Origin of the sequence: Variovorax sp. dw_954 (assembly GCF_018449755.1) — a bacterium.
Classification (GTDB): Bacteria; Pseudomonadota; Gammaproteobacteria; order Burkholderiales; family Burkholderiaceae_C; genus Variovorax.
In genome coordinates, this window is the sequence record NZ_JAAVVD010000002.1 from 546,451 (window position 1) to 564,742 (window position 18,292).

An 18,292-nucleotide genomic window follows, 5' to 3' on the forward strand; every position below is an offset into this window, starting at 1 on the left:
ATGGTTACCGGCGTCGTTACCTCTGTGAACTTTCTGTTGACACTTCGCCTGTAGGATTGCCGGCCCGTCTCGTCAACGCTCCGATCGGCGTGTGCCGCGCTGTTCGGGAGCAACAGGAATGAGTAAACAGGAATGAGTATTTCGCAGCCGGGTGCGCACGTTCGTCCGCCTTCGACGGGCGGGGAACTGGCAAATAGCACCGCGCAACGCATGGGACCGTGGAAGCTCGCATTTCTTCTGGTCATTCCGTTGGCCGCATGGCTGGCCTTTGCCAAGACCCTCCTTGTCATGGACGGGCTCTACGGGGTGCCGAAGGGAGACCTTGGCCCGATGGCCATCGCGGGTTGGCTGGCGTGGTTCCAGCCACTGCGCTTCCTGGCCGCCTTGTTCGTGGGCTGGTGTATTCAGCGCTTGTTCTTCCGGCGCCAGCGCTGGGTCATCCCGCCTGTCGCTCTTGTCGTGATGCTCGGGCTCGCGCTTGCCTTTACCTTGCGTCAACCGGGAACGAGTGTGCTGCCCGTGTTGGCAAGGTGGGCGAGCACCGCTGTCGTCCAATGCTGGGCCTTGGCGGTCTGTCTTTGGCGCGATGCCTTGTCGATTGCCGCCACGGTGCTGGTGTTCGGCGCCGTGATCCGGCTCGCCCCGCGCATCGCGCACACGGCCACGATCACCCTGCTGCAGGTCATCGTCATCGCGCTGTGCGCGCTGGTGGGTATCGACCTGGCCTATCAGTTCGCCACGGGCCAGCCGGCCAACACGATGGTGCTGCTTTTTGCGTTGCAGAACGCGCAAGACATGGTGCCCCTGGTCAAGTCGGAGGTGACCTCTTTCCGCGTGGTGGGGCTGGTGGGCGGCGTCGTCCTCGCGCTGGCCTGGACCTGGCGCCAACGTGCGCTCGTGCGCCAACCGGTGGTCACCGGGCCGCAGGCGTACGTTGGCGGCGCCATTGCGCTGGTCGGGACGCTGGCGCTCCTGCTTCCGGCGCCTTCTCCCGCTGTGATGGAGGTACACCGCTATGCCGAGGGGACGCTGGTCACCCTGGCCAGGACGGCCATGCCGTCGGCAGCATCGGAAGCCGAAGTCAACGTGGAAAAGGAATTCCAGCGTACCGGCAGGCCGCCCTGGTATAGCGCGGGCATGACGTTCAAGGCCACCGACAAGACGCAGCGGAAGAACGTGGTCGTCGTGATGATGGAATCGATCCGCGCGCAGTCGAGCACCGTGACTACGCCGCAGCTTCCCACCATGCCGTTCCTGAAGCGGCTGGCCGATCAAGGCCTGATGGTCGAGGACATGAGCGTCGTATCGCCGCGCACGACGATGGCCTGGGTGGCGGTGCTCGATGGGCAGTACCCGCTGGCCAACCAAGGCACGGCGCGATGGGCGGCCGCCAACGAGAATCATCCGCGCATCCGGTCGCTGCCGTCGGCACTGCGCGAGGCGGGGTATGCCACGAGCTTCTTCACGCCGACCGACATTCAGTTCCTGAGCGACCCGCAAGTCATCCGGTCCATTGGCTTCGAGCACGTCCAATCAGAGCGCGACCTTGCCAAGCCGGGCGATGAATGGCCGACCTATTTCGGGATCGCCGACGAGAAGATAGTCGATCCGATCATGGCCTGGACGGCGACGCAGGTGCAGGCGAAGCGACCGTTCATGACAACCATCATGACGAACGTCGGCCACCATGATTTCAGGACTCCGTCGACGTGGAAGAAGATCCACTTCGAGGGCGTGGACAAGCCCTCTCTGCAGGCCTACTACAACTGCCTGGCCTACATCGACAGCGTGCTGGCCCAACTGATGGACGGCTACGCGAAACTCGGCGTCCTCGATGACACGATCTTCGTGTTCCTGGGGGACCACGGCGTGATGCTCGAGGAGCACGACGCCAAGCAATCGTTCAACATCCTCTATGAGGAAGGCGTGCGCATTCCTTTCGTGGTCTATGCGCCCGGCGTGCCCGGGTTGAAGGGGACGAGAGTGCAGGGCGCGCGGCAGCAGATCGACATTCTTCCCACGATCGCCCAACTGCTCGGCTACCAGATCGAAGGGGCGCGGCTTCCAGGGCAGTCGCTGCTGGTGCCAGTGGATGCGAATCGGGATCTTTACTTCACCAGCAGCATCACCGGCTCCATGCTGGGCACGCGCCGTGGCACACGCAAATACCTCTACCCGCTGGACGGCACGCCGATGCTGACCTTCGATCTCGACAAGGACCCGGTCGAAGCGACGCCGGTGCAGAACGTGCCGGCGGACGAACTCGCGCAGGCCCGTACGCGCATGCTCGAGTGGCAGAAGCGGGCCCAGCTGTCGCTGTTCGCGAGGCCCGATCCTTCAGCGGGGCCCGACGCTCCCTGGCTCGACAAGTAGGTCTTGCGTTCAGGTGGCCATGCGCCGCGCGCGCCAGGCCCTTTGCAGCAGGCTGATCGGCACCTTCGCGGCATTCGAGGCCACCACCTTGATCTCGTCGGCGACCGCGCTGTGCCCCACTTCCGCTGGTAGCCAGCCGCAACGGCGCAACATGTAATTGAACGCGTGCGCGCTGGTCAGCTTGTCGGATTTCTGGGTGCGGAAGGTGAAGGCCAGCGATATCGACAACTCGGCGCCCGTGGTCACCCGATGCGGCGCGATGAAGGGATGGTGCACGCCGAGCCCCGGCCGCAATTCGTAGGTCATCGCCTTCGATTCGAAGGAGGGCGAATAGGTGGCCCGCTGGCTGCCGAACATCGAGAGCAGCCGGTCCTTGTCCGCCGGACTCATGACTTCGTCGTCGGCGGGGTCCCACAGCGCCACTGTCTTCGTGCCGCGCACCTGCATCAGGAAGTTCATCTCGCGGTCCATGTGATAGGGCGTGACCGAATCCTGTGTCGAGATGAAGATGTAGGTCGAATACCAGGTGATGACCGGATCACATTCGTCGATGGCTGCCGCCACCTCGGACAGGAGGCCCTCCAGGATCGGCCGGTACGCCGGGTCGCGCTCCGGGTTGTAGATGCAGATGTAGGCCCTGGATTGCTCGAAACGGTCGAGCACATCGTCCAGTGAAAGGCCCTTGCTGAAGCGCGCGTAGGAGGAGTCGAAATCCGCGGTAGCCGGGATCACGCCGACCCGGTACTTCACTTCGCTCGGCGGCAGGCGCCGGCACAGCGCGAACAGGGACGGCAGCCTGAAGGCGGGATGCTCGTCGAGGTGATGGCTGACCAGGAAGGGTTGCCGGTTGTAGGACGCCCTGACCGTGTCCGGCGAGAAATCGATCAAGTGTTCCGGCAGGCCGCGTCCCCGCTCTGCCAGTTTTGCAGCCACGCTCCTTGGAACGAATTCACCCAGCATGTTTGACTCCTATGGCGAACACACCGGCCACGTTTGCACGCGTTGTTCAACAGTTTGTGCCCGCAAGTCACAATCTGTCACTTCGCTCGCGGCGGGTCAACTGGCCGAATGGCCGAGTGAGTCGGTGGCGTGGGGTGTGTCCGCTGATGTGTGCCGCGGCGGTGGAAGCGGCGCTCGGTTGGTCACGCCCTGTCGCTGGACAGGCCGGCGCACTTGTTCTGGTCCCAGCTGTACGTGAGTTCCAATCGCGGGAGTCGCGCACCGCAGCGCGATCCGCCCCGCCGACGCTTGCATCCTTCGAACGAAGGAGCGCCCTGTGCGCGAAGGCGGTCGTGAGTCAGGTGGAAGTCACAAAAGGCTGAACGCGAGGTCCTAGGCTCGGCCTTCTTGACAGAGGTTGCGGTTTTCGAGACGCTCGTCTCGTCGAAATCACGACACCAAGAACACGGCACTGGTCGACTTGATCGGCACGGCGCAAGAGGAGGCATTGCATGAAATTCATCGTCAGGAACAGCGACCGGTGTCTTTGCGCCGGGTCGGCCCGCGCGCCTTCGGGGTGCCTGCGGCAAGCTCGATCCCACCTCCCGCCCCAATCCCACTGACCGCGAGCGCGCGGACGGCGCCGCTTGCCGCCGCACTCGGGCACATCCCGCTCATGTAGTTCCGGGCGTCGTCGCAGGCGCCCTTCATTCGCCGCCCGGAGAGGCGGCTTTCATCAGGAGGAGGAAAAATTGAGCACCATATCCACCACGGTGCCGACGGCAGGGCATCCTCGACGGCCGATCCCAGCCGGCAGGAAGCCCTGTACAGAAAGATAGGCTGGCGGCTCATTCCCGTTCTTCTGTTCGGGTACATGATCGCCTACCTCGATCGCGTCAACATCGGGTATGCCCAGCTCGGCATGAAGAAGTCCCTGCCCTGGGGCGACGAGGTCTACGCGCTGGGCGCCGGAATTTTCTTCGTCGGCTACCTGATCTTCGAGGTGCCCAGCAACCTGTTGCTGGTCAAGATCGGAGCACGCAAGACCTTGCTGCGCATCATGGTCCTCTGGGGCTTGATGGCGGCGGGCATGATGTTCGTGACCACGCCCACGCAGTTCTACATCGTGCGCTTCCTGCTGGGTGCCTGCGAAGCGGGCTTCTTTCCGGGCGTGATCCTGTACTTCACCTTCTGGTATCCGTCAGTGCGGCGTGGACAGGTGATCGCCATTTTCATGACGGCCACCAGCCTGATCAGCATTGCCGCAGGGCCCCTCTCGGGCGCGACCCTCAAGTACATGGAAGGCATGAACGGCTGGCATGGCTGGCAGTGGCTGTTCCTTGTCCAGGGGCTGCCCGCCACGATTCTCGGCGTGATCATCTATGTCTGGCTGGACGACAGGCCTGCCGGCGCAAAATGGCTGAGCGACAGCGAAAAGGCGCTCCTGAACTACAACTTGGAACAGGATGCCAGCACCGGTGACAACAAGGGGCATTCGTTCGGGCAGCTGCTGCGGGACCCGAAGGTCTACGCCTTCGCGTTGGTCTATTTCCTGCTGATGGGATGCGCCTACACGATCGTCTTCTGGAAGCCCACGCTCATCCAGAGCGGGGGCGTCGCTGACCTCTTCACGGTGGGCCTTCTGTCGGCCATTCCGAACATGGTCGGCGTGTTCAGCATGGTGCTGTTCGGCCGCAGTTCCGACAAGCTCAGGGACCGTCGCCTGCACTTCGGCGTCGCGGCGCTGCTGGCTGCGTGCGGCCTCTGGATGATGACCATGACGCAAGGCAACCTGCAACTTTCGATGGCCGGCCTGTCGCTGACGGCGGTCTATGCCGCGACCACCCCGCTGTTCTGGGCCGCCGCGACCGAATACCTGCCAAAGGCGTCGGCCGCCGGCGGCATCGCGCTCATCAGCAGCCTCGGCGCCTTCGGCCCGTCGGTCGCCCCGTCGATGAACGCCGCCCTGACCAAGGCGACCGGCAACGGGAACATGAGCATGTATGTGGTGGCGGCCTGCTACGTCCTCGCCGCCATCCTGATGTTCGTGGTGGTCGGCAGCAAGCGGCCGGCGCTGTCAGGTCCCCGCGTAGCAGTGCACTGAAACGAGGCGGGGCGTGCTGGCGTCGTTCCGGCGATGCCGGCGCATCGCTACCGGACCGTCATCAGCTGGACGCCGGTCACGGCCAGCGCCGCGGTCCAGGCCCGGCGCCGGAGCTTGACGCCCAGCAGGCGAGGCCGCAGGGACCAGAGCGCAGAGCGCGATGCCCGCGTTGCCGGCGCACGGGTGACGGGCGTGCGCGGCCTGTCGCGGCGCAGCAGGCAGCACGACGCCGCACCGATGAGCAGCATGCCGGCGAGTCCCTGGACCAGCGTGCGGTCAATCGACAGCCCTGTGCAAACGCAACCGCCACGACGTCGAGGTGACCTTCGGGACAGCCGCTAGAATTGTGGCCAACGCGGGTGTAGTTCAATGGTAGAACGGCAGCTTCCCAAGCTTCATACGAGGGTTCGATTCCCTTCACCCGCTCCAATCGAATCCGCGCCAAGGCCCCGCAAGGGGCTTTTTCGTTGGCCATGCAGAAGGCGCCGGGCCCGAATCGAGGTCGTGGAATTCCTGCTGCGCAGGCCGTTCTTCCTGCAAGTTGCGGCTCCTCAGCCCGGCGGCGCGGCGGGCACCAGCCCGAAGCGCTGCATCGTCGCCATCAGCTTTGCCTTGTCCGGCGGCCCGCCGGCGCCGATGATCGCGCCGACTTCGCGAAAGTACGCCGCGCCGATGTCCGGCGTGTTGATCACCAGCGCACGCGCCGGGGCGGCATGCGGATTGCTGAAGGCATGGACCACGCCGCGCGGTGTCGTCATCGAGTCGCCGGGCCGAAGGTCGCGGGTCTCGCCGCCCACGGAGTAGCGCAGGATCCCCTCCAGCGCATAGACCAACTCCTCGTTGGCCGAATGGCTGTGGGGCGGCGGCACGTTGGAACCCGGTGGAACGAGCATTTCGAAGCAGCCGATCTGGCGGCCGCTGCCGGCCTCGTGCAGGTAGCGGATCTCGATCTGGCCGACGTGAATGACTTCCTGTTCCGTGGACGCAATGGCTTCACTCATGGCACACTCCTCGTGTAAAAAATCTGTACGCAACAGTACAAATACTTTACGCAAATGTCAACCACCAGAAAGACGACCCGCGTGCGCAACGTGAAGCCGTTGGTCATCACCCCGATGATCGGTTCGCTGCTGCGCCTGCCGCACGAGGTGATGGTCGGCCGCATGCTCGAATCGCTGCAGGCACATGGCTTCCAGGTCACGATGACGGAGCTGCGCGTGTTCCTGTTTCCAGGACCGGACGGCCTGCGTCCGGCCGAGCTTTCGCGCCGGTGCGACATGACGCGCCAAGCCATGAACTACGTGCTTGCGAGCCTGGAGCGGCAGGACCTGATCGAGCGGCGCGACGGGGCCGACGTGGCCACGCGTGTCGTTCACCTCACCGCCAGAGGCTGGCGCCTGATCGAGCAAATCCGCGAGTGCGTGGCCACCGTCGAGGGAGAGTGGGCCGCGCTGCTCGGCAAGGAGCGCTTCGAGGAATTGCGCCAGACGCTGCACGAGCTGTCGAAGCAGCTCGGCAAGGTCAACTAGTCTTTGGGGAGGCTTGGCTTGGCATGCGCCTTGCCATTAGCATGCCGGTCTTACAACCAACAACAACGCTCGAGGGCAATCGAAGAATGTCTGCTCGTTTCTGGTGCGGCCTGGCAATGGTTGCGTGCGCGGTGTCGCCCGCAGGCGTGTGGGCTCAGAACCTCAACATCCTGGGGCCCAGGGTGCAGGACCAGGCCAATGGGGTGCTGGCGCTGATGTCGTATTCAGTGGTGCCCGACCTCACCTCCAGCAACCTGTCGATCAAGAACGCCAGCAGCGATAGCAACGGCATCTTCATGACGCAGCTGGGCGGGGGCTTCACCTTCAGCAAGTCGTTTCCCCTTTACCTGGAGGGCGCGGCGGCCTACAGCCGCTATGACCCGGTCTTCGTCGCCAGCGACGGCACCGAATCGCGCCGCTTGCCGACCCGATGGAACACCCTGAGCGGAACCGGCGGCATTGGCTGGGATTTCCCGATCACGTCGGAGCTCGCCTTCAGGCCGATCTTCAATTTTTCGCTCGGCACCGTGGCCAGCGACCTGCGCGTTGCGCAGGCCTACGTGAACCATGTCACCGACCGGCAGATCGAGTTCATCAACGGCGGACGTCTCGATGTCTATGGCCTGGGCGGCGCCGTCATGCTCGACTGGGAGCATTACCGGGAGGACTACGAGGTCGACGTGGAGCTGCGCTACACCGACATCCGCCTGAAAACCTACGGTGTCGACAACCCGTCCTTGCAGGGCAGCGCCTCGGCGCGCACCGCCAATGTCTGGGCCCGCTACCGCGCACCCACCGGGCTGATGGCGCTGGACCGGCCGTTGCGCTATGTGCTGGAGTTTTCGCACTCGCGCTACCTCGGCAGCCAGGCCGATATCCTGGGCTTCGACCGCCTGACCACGCTGGGTCTCGGGCTCGAACTGGACACCAGCGCGCACGATGTCTTCGTCACGCGGCTGCGCGCGGTGGTGCGCTATGTGTTCGGGAACAACGTCTCGGGCGTATCGCTCGGGCTGGCAGCGAGTTTTTGATGCCGCAGTGGGGCCGGTCCCCGGGCGAAGTGGTCTTGCCATCCCGACCAGCTTGATTGCGCGGGCCCAGGCCGCGCCAAGTCCTGCCCGGAAGGCTCAGTAGACGCCGGGTGGCGCCTCGGCGCCGGTGCGGCGGTAGTGCGCCGCGCCGACCAGGCCGCCCAGGCTGGCCTTGAGGCCGTCGCGCAAGGCCGACTCGCCGGGTTCGCGCGGTTGCAGCTTCAGGGCGTTGCGCATCAGGCGATTGACCTGGTAGACGCGGGCATGCTGGCGCGTGACCGAGGTGTAGAACGTGACTCCCAGCGACACGGAAACGCCGTTGCCGGGCGTCACCCAGTCGGGCTCCGAGCGGGTCATGTGCGGCGACAGGCTGGGAAAGTAGACGCCGTCGCCTGGCCCCGTGTCGAACTCATGGCTGCGCGGGCGGAACTCCTCCTTCAGGCGCACCCGGCTCAGCGTCTTGTCGACGATGAAGTCTTCCACCGTCGCGGCATCCACCACTTCGCGGTCGGTGTGGTCCCACACGTTCATGGTCTTGCGGCCATGCAGCTGGAGCCAGAAGTTGTTCTCGCGGTCGATGTGGAAGGGCGTGACCGATGGCGGCGCGGAGATGAACATGAAGCCGTTGATCAGGAAGATCCCCGGCTGCTCGCGCTCGATCTGCGGACGCACCGTGTCAACGATCTGCCCGAGCAGGTGGGCGTAGTCGGGGTTGGCCTCGATGTTGTAGAGCGCGATCCAGGAGTGCGGCTCATGGATGCGTTCGAACACCTCGTCGATGCTCAGGCCGTCCGGATGCTGGTAGTCGTGCTTGAAGCTCGAGCCCTGCGTGATGTTCCGACGCACGAAGCGGCACTGCTTCAAGGGCTCCAGGGACTTCGCCAACTGGGCCAATGCCGGCAATTGCAGCATCGGGTGTTCATGGAAGTTGTGTTGCAGCCTGGCGACCCGACTGGTTGTGAAGCCCGCCTCGTCGACGGGCCGCACGCTGTATTGGGCGCCCGGATCGGGCGAGTTTTGAGACATAGGGTGGGATCGTAGCGAATGAACGCCAATACTGGTTTCTCAACGTTCGCAATACGCTGAAAGTGTTAAGAAGTCCCGACAGAGGTCGAAGCCCGGGCCCGGCTCTTGCGGCAATGCCCCTACCCAGGGTCGCGGGCGGCCTGCCAAGGGGGCGAAACCTATAATCGAATGTTCAAAAAAATCAACCAGTTAGGCGCAAATCCTGCGCCTGACGTCGGAAGCAAGTCCCGATGACCCAGACCACTTTTTCTGTCGCCGACATCCGCAAGTCATTCCTCGACTTCTTCGCCTCGAAGGGCCACACGGTCGTGGCATCCAGCCCGCTGGTGCCCGGCAACGACCCGACCCTGATGTTCACCAACTCGGGCATGGTCCAGTTCAAGGACGTTTTCCTCGGCGAAGACAAGCGCCCCTACAAGCGCGCGGCCTCGGTGCAGGCGTGTCTGCGCGCCGGCGGCAAGCACAACGACCTGGAGAACGTGGGCTACACCGCGCGCCACCACACCTTCTTCGAGATGCTGGGCAACTGGAGCTTCGGTGACTACTTCAAGCGCGAGTCGCTCAAGTGGGGCTGGGAGTTGCTGACGCAGGTCTACAAGCTGCCGGCCGAGCGCCTGCTGGCCACCGTCTACCACGAGGACGACGAGGCCTACGACATCTGGACGAAAGAGATCGGCCTGCCGCCCGAACGCGTGATCCGCATCGGCGACAACAAGGGCGCCAGGTACGCCTCCGATAACTTCTGGATGATGGCCGACACCGGCCCCTGCGGACCGTGCTCCGAGATCTTCTACGACCACGGCCCGCACATCCCCGGCGGCCCCCCGGGCAGCCCCGATGAAGACGGCGACCGCTTCATCGAGATCTGGAACCACGTGTTCATGCAGTTCGACATGCAGCCCGACGGCAGCGTGAAGAAGCTGCCCGCGCCCTGCGTCGACACCGGCATGGGCCTGGAGCGCCTGGCTGCGATCCTGCAGCACGTGCACAGCAACTACGAGATCGACATCTTCGACAAGCTGGTGAAGGCTGCGGCGCGCGAGACCCACACGACGGACCTCGACAACAAGAGCCTGCGCGTCATTGCCGACCACATCCGTGCCACCGCATTCCTCGTGGCCGACGGCGTGATCCCGTCGAACGAAGGCCGCGGCTATGTGCAGCGCCGCATCATCCGCCGCGCGATCCGCCATGGCTACAAGCTGGGGCAGAAGAAGCCGTTCTTCCACAAGCTGGTGCCGGACCTGGTGGCGCTGATGGGCGAGGCCTATCCGAAGCTGGTGGCGGACGAGAAGCGCATCACCGAGACGCTCAAGGCAGAGGAAGAGCGCTTCTTCGAGACGCTGGCCAATGGCATGGAGATCCTCGACGCGGCGCTGGCTGGCGGCGCCAAGGTGCTGCCGGGCGAAGTGGCGTTCAAGCTGCATGACACCTTCGGCTTTCCGCTCGACCTGTCGGCCGACGTGTGCCGCGAACGCGACGTGGCAGTCGACGAAGCCGGCTTCAAAGCCGCGATGGAAAAGCAGAAGGCCGCGGGCCGCGCGGCGGGCAAGTTCAAGATGGACCGCAACGTCGAGTACGCCGGCGCGGGCAACGTCTTCACCGGCTACGAGCATCTGGAAGAACAGGCCAAGGTCGTCGCGCTGTACCTCGAAGGCGCCTCGGTCAATGAACTGACGGAAGGCCAGCCCGGCATCGTCGTGCTCGACAACACGCCGTTCTATTCCGAGAGCGGCGGCCAGGTCGGCGACCAGGGTGTGCTGAGTGCGGAAGGCGTGCAGTTCGGCGTCGACGACACGCAGAAGATCAAGGCCGACGTGTTCGGCCACCACGGTACGCAGACGCAGGGCACGCTGAAGGTCGGCGACACGGTCAAGGCCGCGGTCGACGGCGCGCGCCGGGCCGCGACCATGCGCAACCACAGCGTGACCCACCTGATGCACAAGGCGCTGCGCGAAGTGCTCGGCGAGCATGTGACGCAGAAGGGCTCGCTGGTCGATGCCGACAAGACGCGCTTCGACTTCACGCACGGCGCAGCGGTCACGCAAGCCCAGATCCTCGAGATCGAGAAGCGCGTGAACGCCGAGATCCTCGCCAACGTCGCCACGCAGGCGCGGGTGATGGACATCGAGTCGGCCCAGAAGACCGGCGCGATGATGCTGTTCGGCGAGAAGTACGGCGAGACCGTGCGCGTGCTCGACATCGGCACGAGCCGCGAACTGTGCGGTGGCACGCATGTGAGCCGCACCGGCGACATCGGCCTGTTCAAGATCACCAGGGAAGGCGGCGTCGCAGCCGGCATCCGCCGCGTCGAAGCCATCACCGGCGCCAATGCGCTGAGCTATCTGCAAGACCTGGAGTCGACCGTCAACACGGTGGCGCAGACCCTCAAGACGCCGACGACGGACCTGCAAGGCCGGCTCACCCAGGTGCTCGACCAGGTGCGCGCGCTGGAGCGCGAAGTCGGCGCGCTGAAGGGCAAGCTGGCATCGTCGAAGGGCGATGAACTCGTGCTGCAAGCCGTGGACGTCAACGGCATCAAGGTGCTCGCCGCCAAGCTCGACGGCGCCGATGCCAAGACGCTGCGCGACACCATGGACAAGCTCAAGGACAAGCTGAAGACCGCTGCCATCGTGCTGGCCGCCGTCGACGGCGCCAAGGTGCAGCTCGCGGCCGGCGTCACGGCCGACACGATGGGCCGCGTCAAGGCGGGCGAACTGGTCAACTTTGTGGCCCAGCAAGTCGGCGGCAAGGGCGGCGGCAAGCCCGACATGGCGATGGCCGGCGGCACCGATCCCAGCGGCCTCGCGGCGGCCCTGAAGTCGGTGCAGGGCTGGGTGGCCGAGCGCGCTGCGTGATCGCCTCGGACCGGGCTGGGGGCCCGCAATCCGCAGCCACGATGGGTGTGTCTGGCGCGCCCGCAGGTTCGGTGCTCGTGATGGGCGCCGGCAGCATCGGTTGCTATGTCGGTGGTTGCCTGGCGGCGGCGGGCGTTCCGGTGACGCTGGTCGGGCGTGCGCGTGTGCTGGACGCCGTGGCGCAGCATGGGCTGACGCTCACCGATCTGGAAGGCAACACGCGCAAGGTCGAGGCCGGCGCGATACAACTCGCGCAAGCCGTGCCAGTGGGCGCGACACCTTCGATCGTGCTGCTGTGCGTGAAGAGCGGCGCGACGGCGGAGGCGGCCGCAGAACTCGGCGCTGCGCTGCCGGCTGGCATCATGGTGCTTTCGCTGCAGAACGGTATCTCCAATGCGGCCATCGCGTCGAAGGCAGCGCCGCGGCTGACGGTCCTGCCTTCCATGGTGCCCTACAACATCGCGGAACTCGCGCCCGGCGCTTTCCATCGCGGGACGACCGGCCGGCTCATGTCGGTCGAAGATGCCGCGCTGAGGCCCTGGCTGGCCACCTTCGAGAAGGCCGGCGTGCCGCTGGACCTGCTGGCCGACCTGCGCGCGGTCCAGTGGGGCAAGCTGCTGATCAACCTCAACAACCCGGTCAACGCGCTGTCGGGCCTGCCGCTGCGCGACGAGTTGTTGCAGCACGGCTACCGTCGTTGCTTTGCGGCGCTGATGGAGGAAGCGATCAGCGCGCTGGAGGCGGCGGGCATCGAGCCGGCGCAGGTGGCTGCGGTGCCCGCGCGGCGCTTGCCCACGCTGCTGCGGTTGCCGAACTGGCTGTTCCGCATCGTCGCGGCACGGATGCTCAAGATCGATGCCAAGGCGCGTTCCAGCATGGCGGACGACCTGGCACTGGGCCGGCGCACCGAGGTCGATGCCCTGTGCGGCGAAGTGGTGCGCCTCGCGCAGGCCCATGGCCGCACGGCGCCCCGCAACGCGAAGATGGTCGAGTTGCTGGACAGTGGTTGGCCGAAGCCGCCCGCACGCTTGTCGCCCGACGCGATGTGCGATGCACTGGGCATCTGAGCCAAGGCCATCCGTCAGGTCTCCTCAGTCGGTGTGGCCACCCTTGCGGTACAGCATCAGCGTCGCCGCCAGCCCGCAGGCCGCAGCCACGCTGAGCCAGATGGCCGGCGCGGCCTTGTCCTGCAAGGCGTCGATCAGGTAGGTCGAGATGGCCGGGGTGAAGCCGCCGAACACGGCCGTGGCCAGGCTGTAGGCCAGCGAGAAGCCGACCACGCGCACCTGCACCGGCATCACCTCCGTAAGCGCCACCACCATCGCACCGTTGTACATGCCGAACAGGAACGAGAACCACAGCAGCACGTCCAGCATGCGGCCGAAGCTGGGCGCTGCGGCGAGCCAGTGCATCGCCGGATAGGCGGTCAGGATGGCCAGCACCGTCACGCCCAACAGCGGCGGCTTGCGGCCGATACGGTCGGAGATCGCGCCGCCGATCGGCAGCCAGATGAAGTTGGAGACGGCGACCAGCAATGTGACGATCAGCGCGTCGCGGGCGCTGATGTGCAGCACGGTCTTGCCGAAGGTCGGCGTGTAGACGGTGATCAGGTAGAAGGTGGTCGTGGTCATGGCCACCAGCAGCATGCCGCAGAGCACGATGCGCCAGTTCTGCGCCATCGACTGGAACACTTCGCGCGTGCCCGGATGGTGCTTCTGCGCCTGGAAGGCCTCGGTCTCCTGCAGCGAGCGGCGCAGCACGAAGATGCACGGGATGATCATGCAACCGACGAAGAAGGGAACGCGCCAGCCCCAGTCGGCCAGCGTCTCGGGCGACATCGACTCGTTCAGCGCGAAGCCGAGCGCCGCGGCCAGCACGATCGCGACCTGCTGGCTGGCCGACTGCCACGAGGTGTAGAAGCCCTTGTGGCCCGGCGTCGCCATCTCGGCCAGGTAGACCGACACGCCGCCGAGTTCGGCCCCGGCGGAGAAGCCTTGCAGCAGCCGCCCGAGCAGCACGAGCGCCGGCGCCAGCAGGCCGATCGTCGCGTAGCCGGGTACGAAGGCGATCAGCACCGTGCCGCAGGCCATGATGCCCAGCGTCACGATCAGGCCCTTGCGCCGGCCGACTTCATCGATGTAGGCGCCCAGGATGATCGCGCCCAGCGGCCGCATCAGGAAGCCGGCGCCGAACACCGCGAAGGTCAGCATCAGGGAGGCGAAGTCGCTGCTGGCCGGGAAGAAGGACTTCGAGATGTAGGTGGCGTAGAAGCCGAACAGGAAGAAGTCGAACTGTTCGAGGAAGTTGCCGCTTGTGACGCGCAGCACGGCGCCCAGCTTCGACGTCGAAACGGTCTGTGGAGCGCCGCGGGCGAGGGTGGTGGTGGACATGGCTCTCTTTCGGGCTGTTGGAGTGGTTTGGGTCCATCGTAGAAACCCAAGCTGACATTCAGCCGTCAAGAAAATCAGGGATTACGCGCGGACCAGGACGCGCGCGTTGCCGTGGCTTTCGAAGGGGTCAGGGCGCAGGCGGTGCGACCGTGCCGCCGACGATGCCGTGCCGCTTCAGGGATTCAGCCACGAAGCCGCTCGCCTTCATCTGCTCGACAAAGGCGGCAAGCGCCGATGCGGCGCCCGAACCGCGGTTGGCCGGCATGCCCATGGCCTGCTGGATGACCATGAAGCGGCCCGGCAACAGGCGCAGGTCCGCTTGCTGTGTCGCCCATCCCTCCAGCATGGTGCGGATGCCGGCCGCGACATCGACCCGACCCTCCTGCAATGCCGCCAGGCAATCCGGGACGTGAACGATACGTTCGATGGCCGCGTGCTTCAGTTCGCGCGTGAGGAACAGGTCGTAGGCGCTGCCGGTGCCGACCGCCACGCGCAGGCCGTCGTGGTCGACCTGTGCGTTGTCCTGCAGCGCGGAGTCCTGCCGGACGAGGTAGCTGCCCTCGATCAGCACATAGGGCGCGGTGAAGCTCAGGCCTTCGCTGCGCGCCGGGTCGACGGCGAAGAAGCCGATGTCGGCCTTGCCATTGCGCACGGCGTCGACGGACTGCGCGGCCTTTTCGAACACCACCAGCTCGACCTTCACGCCAAGCCGCTCGCCGAGCGCATGCGCCAGGTCGATCGACACGCCCACCGGCTCGCCGGTCGACTTGTCGCGGTTCGCCAGGATCGGGTTGCCGAGGTTGATGGAGGCGCGCAGCGCGCCGCCGGGTGCGAAGGCGAGGGCGAGTTCTGGGTCTGTCATGCGTCGCTTGGTGCGGGCTCCATGCGGAGCAGGGCCGGCGAGTTTAGCCCTTCGAGTCGATGCTGCATGGCCATCTCGACGCAAACCCGTGCGCCGGAGTGGGGCCGGGCCGCGCGGGCTCAGGGTGCCGCAGCGATGGGCTCCAGCCCCGTCTCGCGGATCGTCGGCGCCGCCCCCGGGCTGGTGAAGAAGCCGATGAGCTGGCGCGCCGCCGCCGGATCCTTGCTGCTGGTCGAGACGCCAGCCGAGAACACGGTCACCCGCTGCGCCGCGGGCGGCAGGACGCCGATGAAGTCGATGCCCTCGATCGGCAGCAGTTCGCTGACTTGCTGCAGCCCCAGCGCCGCATCGCCGCGCGCCACGATGGTGCCGACGCGCTCGCTCAGGATGCGCTTGCTCTTGGGCTTGACCTGTTCTTCGATGCCAAGGTTCTTCAGCATCTCGGTTTCGTAGTAGGTGCCGCTGGCGCTGGCCGAGTAGGCGATCGACGGCGCTGCGATCAGGGTGCGCTTGAGCGCGTCGACGGTGCTGATGTCCGGCCTGGGCGCACCCTTGCGCACTGCGAAGCCGATCGACGAACGCACCAGGTCGACCTGGCTGCCGCCGATCACCTTGCCCTGCGCGACCAGCGCATCCAGCGCGGGCCGCGCGAGGATGACGATGTCGGCCGGCTCGCCGCGCGAGAGCCGGCTGGGAATGGAGTCGCTCGCCGCACCCATCGATGCGCCATAGGCTGTCTGCACCTTGTAGCCGGTGGATTTCTCGAAGGCCGGCGTGAGTTCGTTGTAGGCGGCGGTGAAGCCGCCGGAGGTCATGACATTGATCGTCCTGCCGGCGCCGGACTGGCCGGCGCCGAGGCCGGCGCAGCCAGCGAGCGCGAGGGCCGCGCCAAGAAGCGCCGCACGGCGGGTGAGATTGAAACTGCGCGGGGCCATGATCTTGTCTCCTTGAATGTGTGAAGACAGATCCTATGGCCCCAAGCTGTCAATCCGCCTTCAACGGGCTCAGGGTCACCACCGAGGAGATGGCAGCGGCAATGCGCTTGTAGCCGCTCGCCAGGCTCAGTGCGTGACGATGAGGGTACCGTCCGCGTGCCCGTCAGTCCTTGTAGCTCGGATCGACGCGATCCAGCTTGCGGATCAGCGACGGCCAGACGAAGCTGCCGCCCATGCCGCCCGTCTGCACCTTCATCGCATGGCCCACGCCTTCGACGATGCGTGGGTCGACCTGCGTCAGCTCGCCACCGCCGGCCTGCGCCGCGATCTGGATCTTGCAGGTGTTCTCGAAGGTGTACATCGAGAGGAAGGCATCTGCGATGGTCTTGCCGCAGGTCAGCAGGCCGTGGTTGCGCAGCATGTAGAAGTTGGCGTCGCCGAGGTCCTTCTGGAGGCGTGCCTTCTCGTCGTCGCGGATCGCCACACCTTCATAGCCGTGGTAGGCCAGCGAGGCCAGCACGAAGGTGGATTGCTGGCTGATCGGCAGCACGCCGTTCTTCTGTGCGCTGACGGCGACGCCGGCCATGGTGTGTGTGTGCAGCACGCACTGGATGTCCTCGCGCACTTCGTGGATGGCGCTGTGGATCACGAAGCCGGCCGGGTTCACCGGGTAGGGCGAGTCGATGACCTTGTTGCAGTCCTTGTCGACCTTGACCAGGCTGGACGCGGTGATCTCGTCGAACATCAGGCCGTAGGGGTTGATGAGGAAGTGATGCTCCGGGCCGGGCACGCGTGCGCTGATGTGCGTGAAGACCAGGTCGCTCCAGCCGTACATCGCGACGAGGCGGTAGCAGGCGGCGAGGTCGACGCGCAGTTGCCATTCCTCGGCGGACACGAGCTTCTGGATTTCGGATTGGGTGTTGGCGTTCATGGGATGGATCTCCTTTGCGTGGGGTGCGGAGACTGTAGGCCTCGGGCCGCGCACAAACTGTCTGAAAATGGACAGTGTGAGATGCACGTAAACCCTTGGCCGATGCCATTGATGCCTCTGATGTCCTCGCTTCCAAAACCGCGCCTGCCTGTCGCGCACCGCGACACGATGGCTGCCAATCCCTGGTTTGCCAGCATGCCCGCGGCCCAGCGGGAAGCCCTGCTCGGCGCGGCCGAACTGACGCATTGGCAGCGCGGCGCTATGCTGTTCCGGCAGGGTGATCCGGTCACGGTCGCGGGCACCGGCCTGTACGGGCTTGCGCGCGGGATGGTGAAGGCTTCGACGCTGCGGCACGACGGGCGCGAAGCCATTCTCTCGGTGATCGAGCCCGGCAACTGGTTTGGCGAGATCTCGTTGATCGATGGTTCGCCGCGCACGCACGATGCCACGGCGCTGACGGCGCTCGACCTGCTGGTGGTGCCGCCGGACGCTTTCGCGGAACTGATGCGCGACGTGGTGTTCGCCAATGCCATGGCGGCCCTGCTTGCGGCGCGGGTGCGCTTTCTCTACGCGTTGATGGAAGACGCCACGCTGCGCGACCTCCGTGCGCGCGTGGCGCGGCGGCTTTGCACGCTGGCGCGCGGCGACGCGACGCAATCGCTGGAGGCGCGAGATCGCGTGACGCTCTCGCAGGAGGCACTGGCGATGATGCTCGGCGTGACGAGGCAGACGCTCTCGGGGGAGCTCGGCGCGCTGGCCCGGGAGGGGCTGATCGCGCTGGGCTACGGCAGGATCGACATCCTGTCCTTCGATGCGCTGGAGCGGCGCGGGAAAAACGGGTAAAGCGCGCGCGGGCGTCAGTCCGTCCCGATGTCCGCGCCGCGTTCCTGCAGCAGGCCGCGCAGCAGCGAACGGTGGCAGCGCGACTCGTCCTCGCAATAGCAGCCGACCGCCAGCGCCGTCTGGTGCGACAGGGCGGCGAGCAGGTCGAGGCTGCGGCTTGCGTCGGCTTCGGCCATCTCGCGCTTGTAGGCGCGGGTGAAGGCGGTCCATTGCGCGGGGGTCTGCGCTTCCTGGCCGAGCTTCATGGTCTCGGCCGACGGCGCGAGATTGGGGTACCACACGTCGTACCAGTTCTGGCTGGCGAACTCGGCCTTCGGCACGCCGCGCGGCGGGCGGCGGACCGTACCGATGCGAAGGCCTTCGCCGGGCGCGCGGTCAGTGCCGAGGCGGACGATTCGGATGCTCATGTTTGGTCTCTTGTCTCTCATTGCTGGCGGGGCTGGCGTGGCGCGAACGAGCGTCGCCGTTGCA

At 65.8% G+C, this 18,292-nt stretch carries 16 protein-coding genes and 1 tRNA gene; 8 read left to right on the forward strand and 9 right to left on the reverse strand.

The window, feature by feature from the left end; all coding sequences use genetic code 11:
• Positions 1 to 132: 132 nt before the first annotated feature.
• Complete coding sequence (locus tag HB681_RS05665) at positions 133 to 2,373, forward strand: sulfatase-like hydrolase/transferase (RefSeq protein WP_213953789.1); 2,241 nt, start codon at positions 133 to 135, stop codon at positions 2,371 to 2,373.
• 9 nt (positions 2,374 to 2,382) lie between these two features.
• Here the strand turns inward: HB681_RS05665 and HB681_RS05670 are convergent, their stop codons facing one another.
• Positions 2,383 to 3,333, reverse strand: a complete 951-nt coding sequence (locus HB681_RS05670) for a cupin-like domain-containing protein (RefSeq protein ID WP_213953790.1) — start codon at positions 3,331 to 3,333, stop codon at positions 2,383 to 2,385.
• Between the two features lie 802 nt (positions 3,334 to 4,135).
• Here HB681_RS05670 and HB681_RS05675 point away from each other — a divergent pair.
• Complete coding sequence (locus HB681_RS05675; RefSeq protein ID WP_256354148.1) at positions 4,136 to 5,416, forward strand: MFS transporter; 1,281 nt, start codon at positions 4,136 to 4,138, stop codon at positions 5,414 to 5,416.
• 47 nt (positions 5,417 to 5,463) lie between these two features.
• Here the strand turns inward: HB681_RS05675 and HB681_RS05680 are convergent, their stop codons facing one another.
• Entirely contained in the window at positions 5,464 to 5,664 is a 201-nt protein-coding gene (locus tag HB681_RS05680) for a hypothetical protein (protein WP_213953792.1), read from the reverse strand.
• 107 nt (positions 5,665 to 5,771) lie between these two features.
• On the opposite strand from HB681_RS05680, the gene HB681_RS05685 reads away from it, so the two are divergent.
• Positions 5,772 to 5,845, forward strand: a tRNA-Gly gene (locus HB681_RS05685).
• Between the two features lie 122 nt (positions 5,846 to 5,967).
• Here the strand turns inward: HB681_RS05685 and HB681_RS05690 are convergent.
• Positions 5,968 to 6,417 (reverse strand): cupin domain-containing protein, encoded by a 450-nt coding sequence (locus HB681_RS05690; RefSeq protein ID WP_213953793.1) that lies wholly within the window; start codon positions 6,415 to 6,417, stop codon positions 5,968 to 5,970.
• A 54-nt stretch (positions 6,418 to 6,471) separates the two neighbouring features.
• On the opposite strand from HB681_RS05690, the gene HB681_RS05695 reads away from it, so the two are divergent.
• On the forward strand, positions 6,472 to 6,945 hold the full coding sequence (locus tag HB681_RS05695; protein ID WP_213953794.1) for a MarR family transcriptional regulator: 474 nt from the start codon (positions 6,472 to 6,474) through the stop codon (positions 6,943 to 6,945).
• 116 nt (positions 6,946 to 7,061) lie between these two features.
• Complete coding sequence (locus tag HB681_RS05700) at positions 7,062 to 7,976, forward strand: hypothetical protein (RefSeq protein ID WP_213953895.1); 915 nt, start codon at positions 7,062 to 7,064, stop codon at positions 7,974 to 7,976.
• Positions 7,977 to 8,072: 96 nt separating this feature from the next.
• Here the strand turns inward: HB681_RS05700 and HB681_RS05705 are convergent, their stop codons facing one another.
• Positions 8,073 to 9,002: a cupin domain-containing protein gene (locus HB681_RS05705; protein WP_213953795.1), complete on the reverse strand. Its 930-nt coding sequence runs from the start codon at positions 9,000 to 9,002 to the stop codon at positions 8,073 to 8,075.
• Positions 9,003 to 9,232: 230 nt separating this feature from the next.
• Here HB681_RS05705 and alaS point away from each other — a divergent pair, with 230 nt between their 5' ends.
• Positions 9,233 to 11,860: an alanine--tRNA ligase gene (gene alaS / locus HB681_RS05710; RefSeq protein ID WP_213953796.1), complete on the forward strand. Its 2,628-nt coding sequence runs from the start codon at positions 9,233 to 9,235 to the stop codon at positions 11,858 to 11,860.
• 41 nt (positions 11,861 to 11,901) lie between these two features.
• Entirely contained in the window at positions 11,902 to 12,927 is a 1,026-nt protein-coding gene (locus tag HB681_RS05715; protein WP_213953797.1) for a 2-dehydropantoate 2-reductase, read from the forward strand.
• Positions 12,928 to 12,951: 24 nt separating this feature from the next.
• Here HB681_RS05715 and HB681_RS05720 read toward each other — a convergent pair whose 3' ends face one another.
• The 4 genes from HB681_RS05720 to HB681_RS05735 all read right to left on the reverse strand — a co-directional run bounded on the left by HB681_RS05720 (position 12,952) and on the right by HB681_RS05735 (position 16,978).
• Positions 12,952 to 14,250 carry an MFS transporter gene (locus HB681_RS05720; protein WP_213953798.1) on the reverse strand — a complete coding sequence of 433 codons (1,299 nt, stop codon included), beginning with the start codon at positions 14,248 to 14,250 and terminating at the stop codon, positions 12,952 to 12,954.
• Positions 14,251 to 14,377: 127 nt separating this feature from the next.
• A complete protein-coding gene (locus HB681_RS05725) occupies positions 14,378 to 15,112 on the reverse strand; it encodes a transporter substrate-binding domain-containing protein (protein WP_213953799.1) in 735 nt (244 codons plus the stop codon).
• A gap of 119 nt (positions 15,113 to 15,231) precedes the next feature.
• Positions 15,232 to 16,047 carry a substrate-binding domain-containing protein gene (locus HB681_RS05730; protein ID WP_213953800.1) on the reverse strand — a complete coding sequence of 272 codons (816 nt, stop codon included), beginning with the start codon at positions 16,045 to 16,047 and terminating at the stop codon, positions 15,232 to 15,234.
• A gap of 163 nt (positions 16,048 to 16,210) precedes the next feature.
• Positions 16,211 to 16,978 (reverse strand): class II aldolase/adducin family protein, encoded by a 768-nt coding sequence (locus HB681_RS05735; protein ID WP_213953801.1) that lies wholly within the window; start codon positions 16,976 to 16,978, stop codon positions 16,211 to 16,213.
• 120 nt (positions 16,979 to 17,098) lie between these two features.
• Between HB681_RS05735 and HB681_RS05740 the strand changes: the two genes are divergently transcribed.
• Positions 17,099 to 17,821, forward strand: coding sequence for a Crp/Fnr family transcriptional regulator (locus tag HB681_RS05740; RefSeq protein ID WP_213953802.1), 723 nt, complete (start codon positions 17,099 to 17,101; stop codon positions 17,819 to 17,821).
• Positions 17,822 to 17,835: 14 nt separating this feature from the next.
• Here the strand turns inward: HB681_RS05740 and HB681_RS05745 are convergent, their stop codons facing one another.
• Entirely contained in the window at positions 17,836 to 18,228 is a 393-nt protein-coding gene (locus HB681_RS05745; protein ID WP_213953803.1) for a DUF488 family protein, read from the reverse strand.
• Positions 18,229 to 18,292 lie beyond the last annotated feature (64 nt).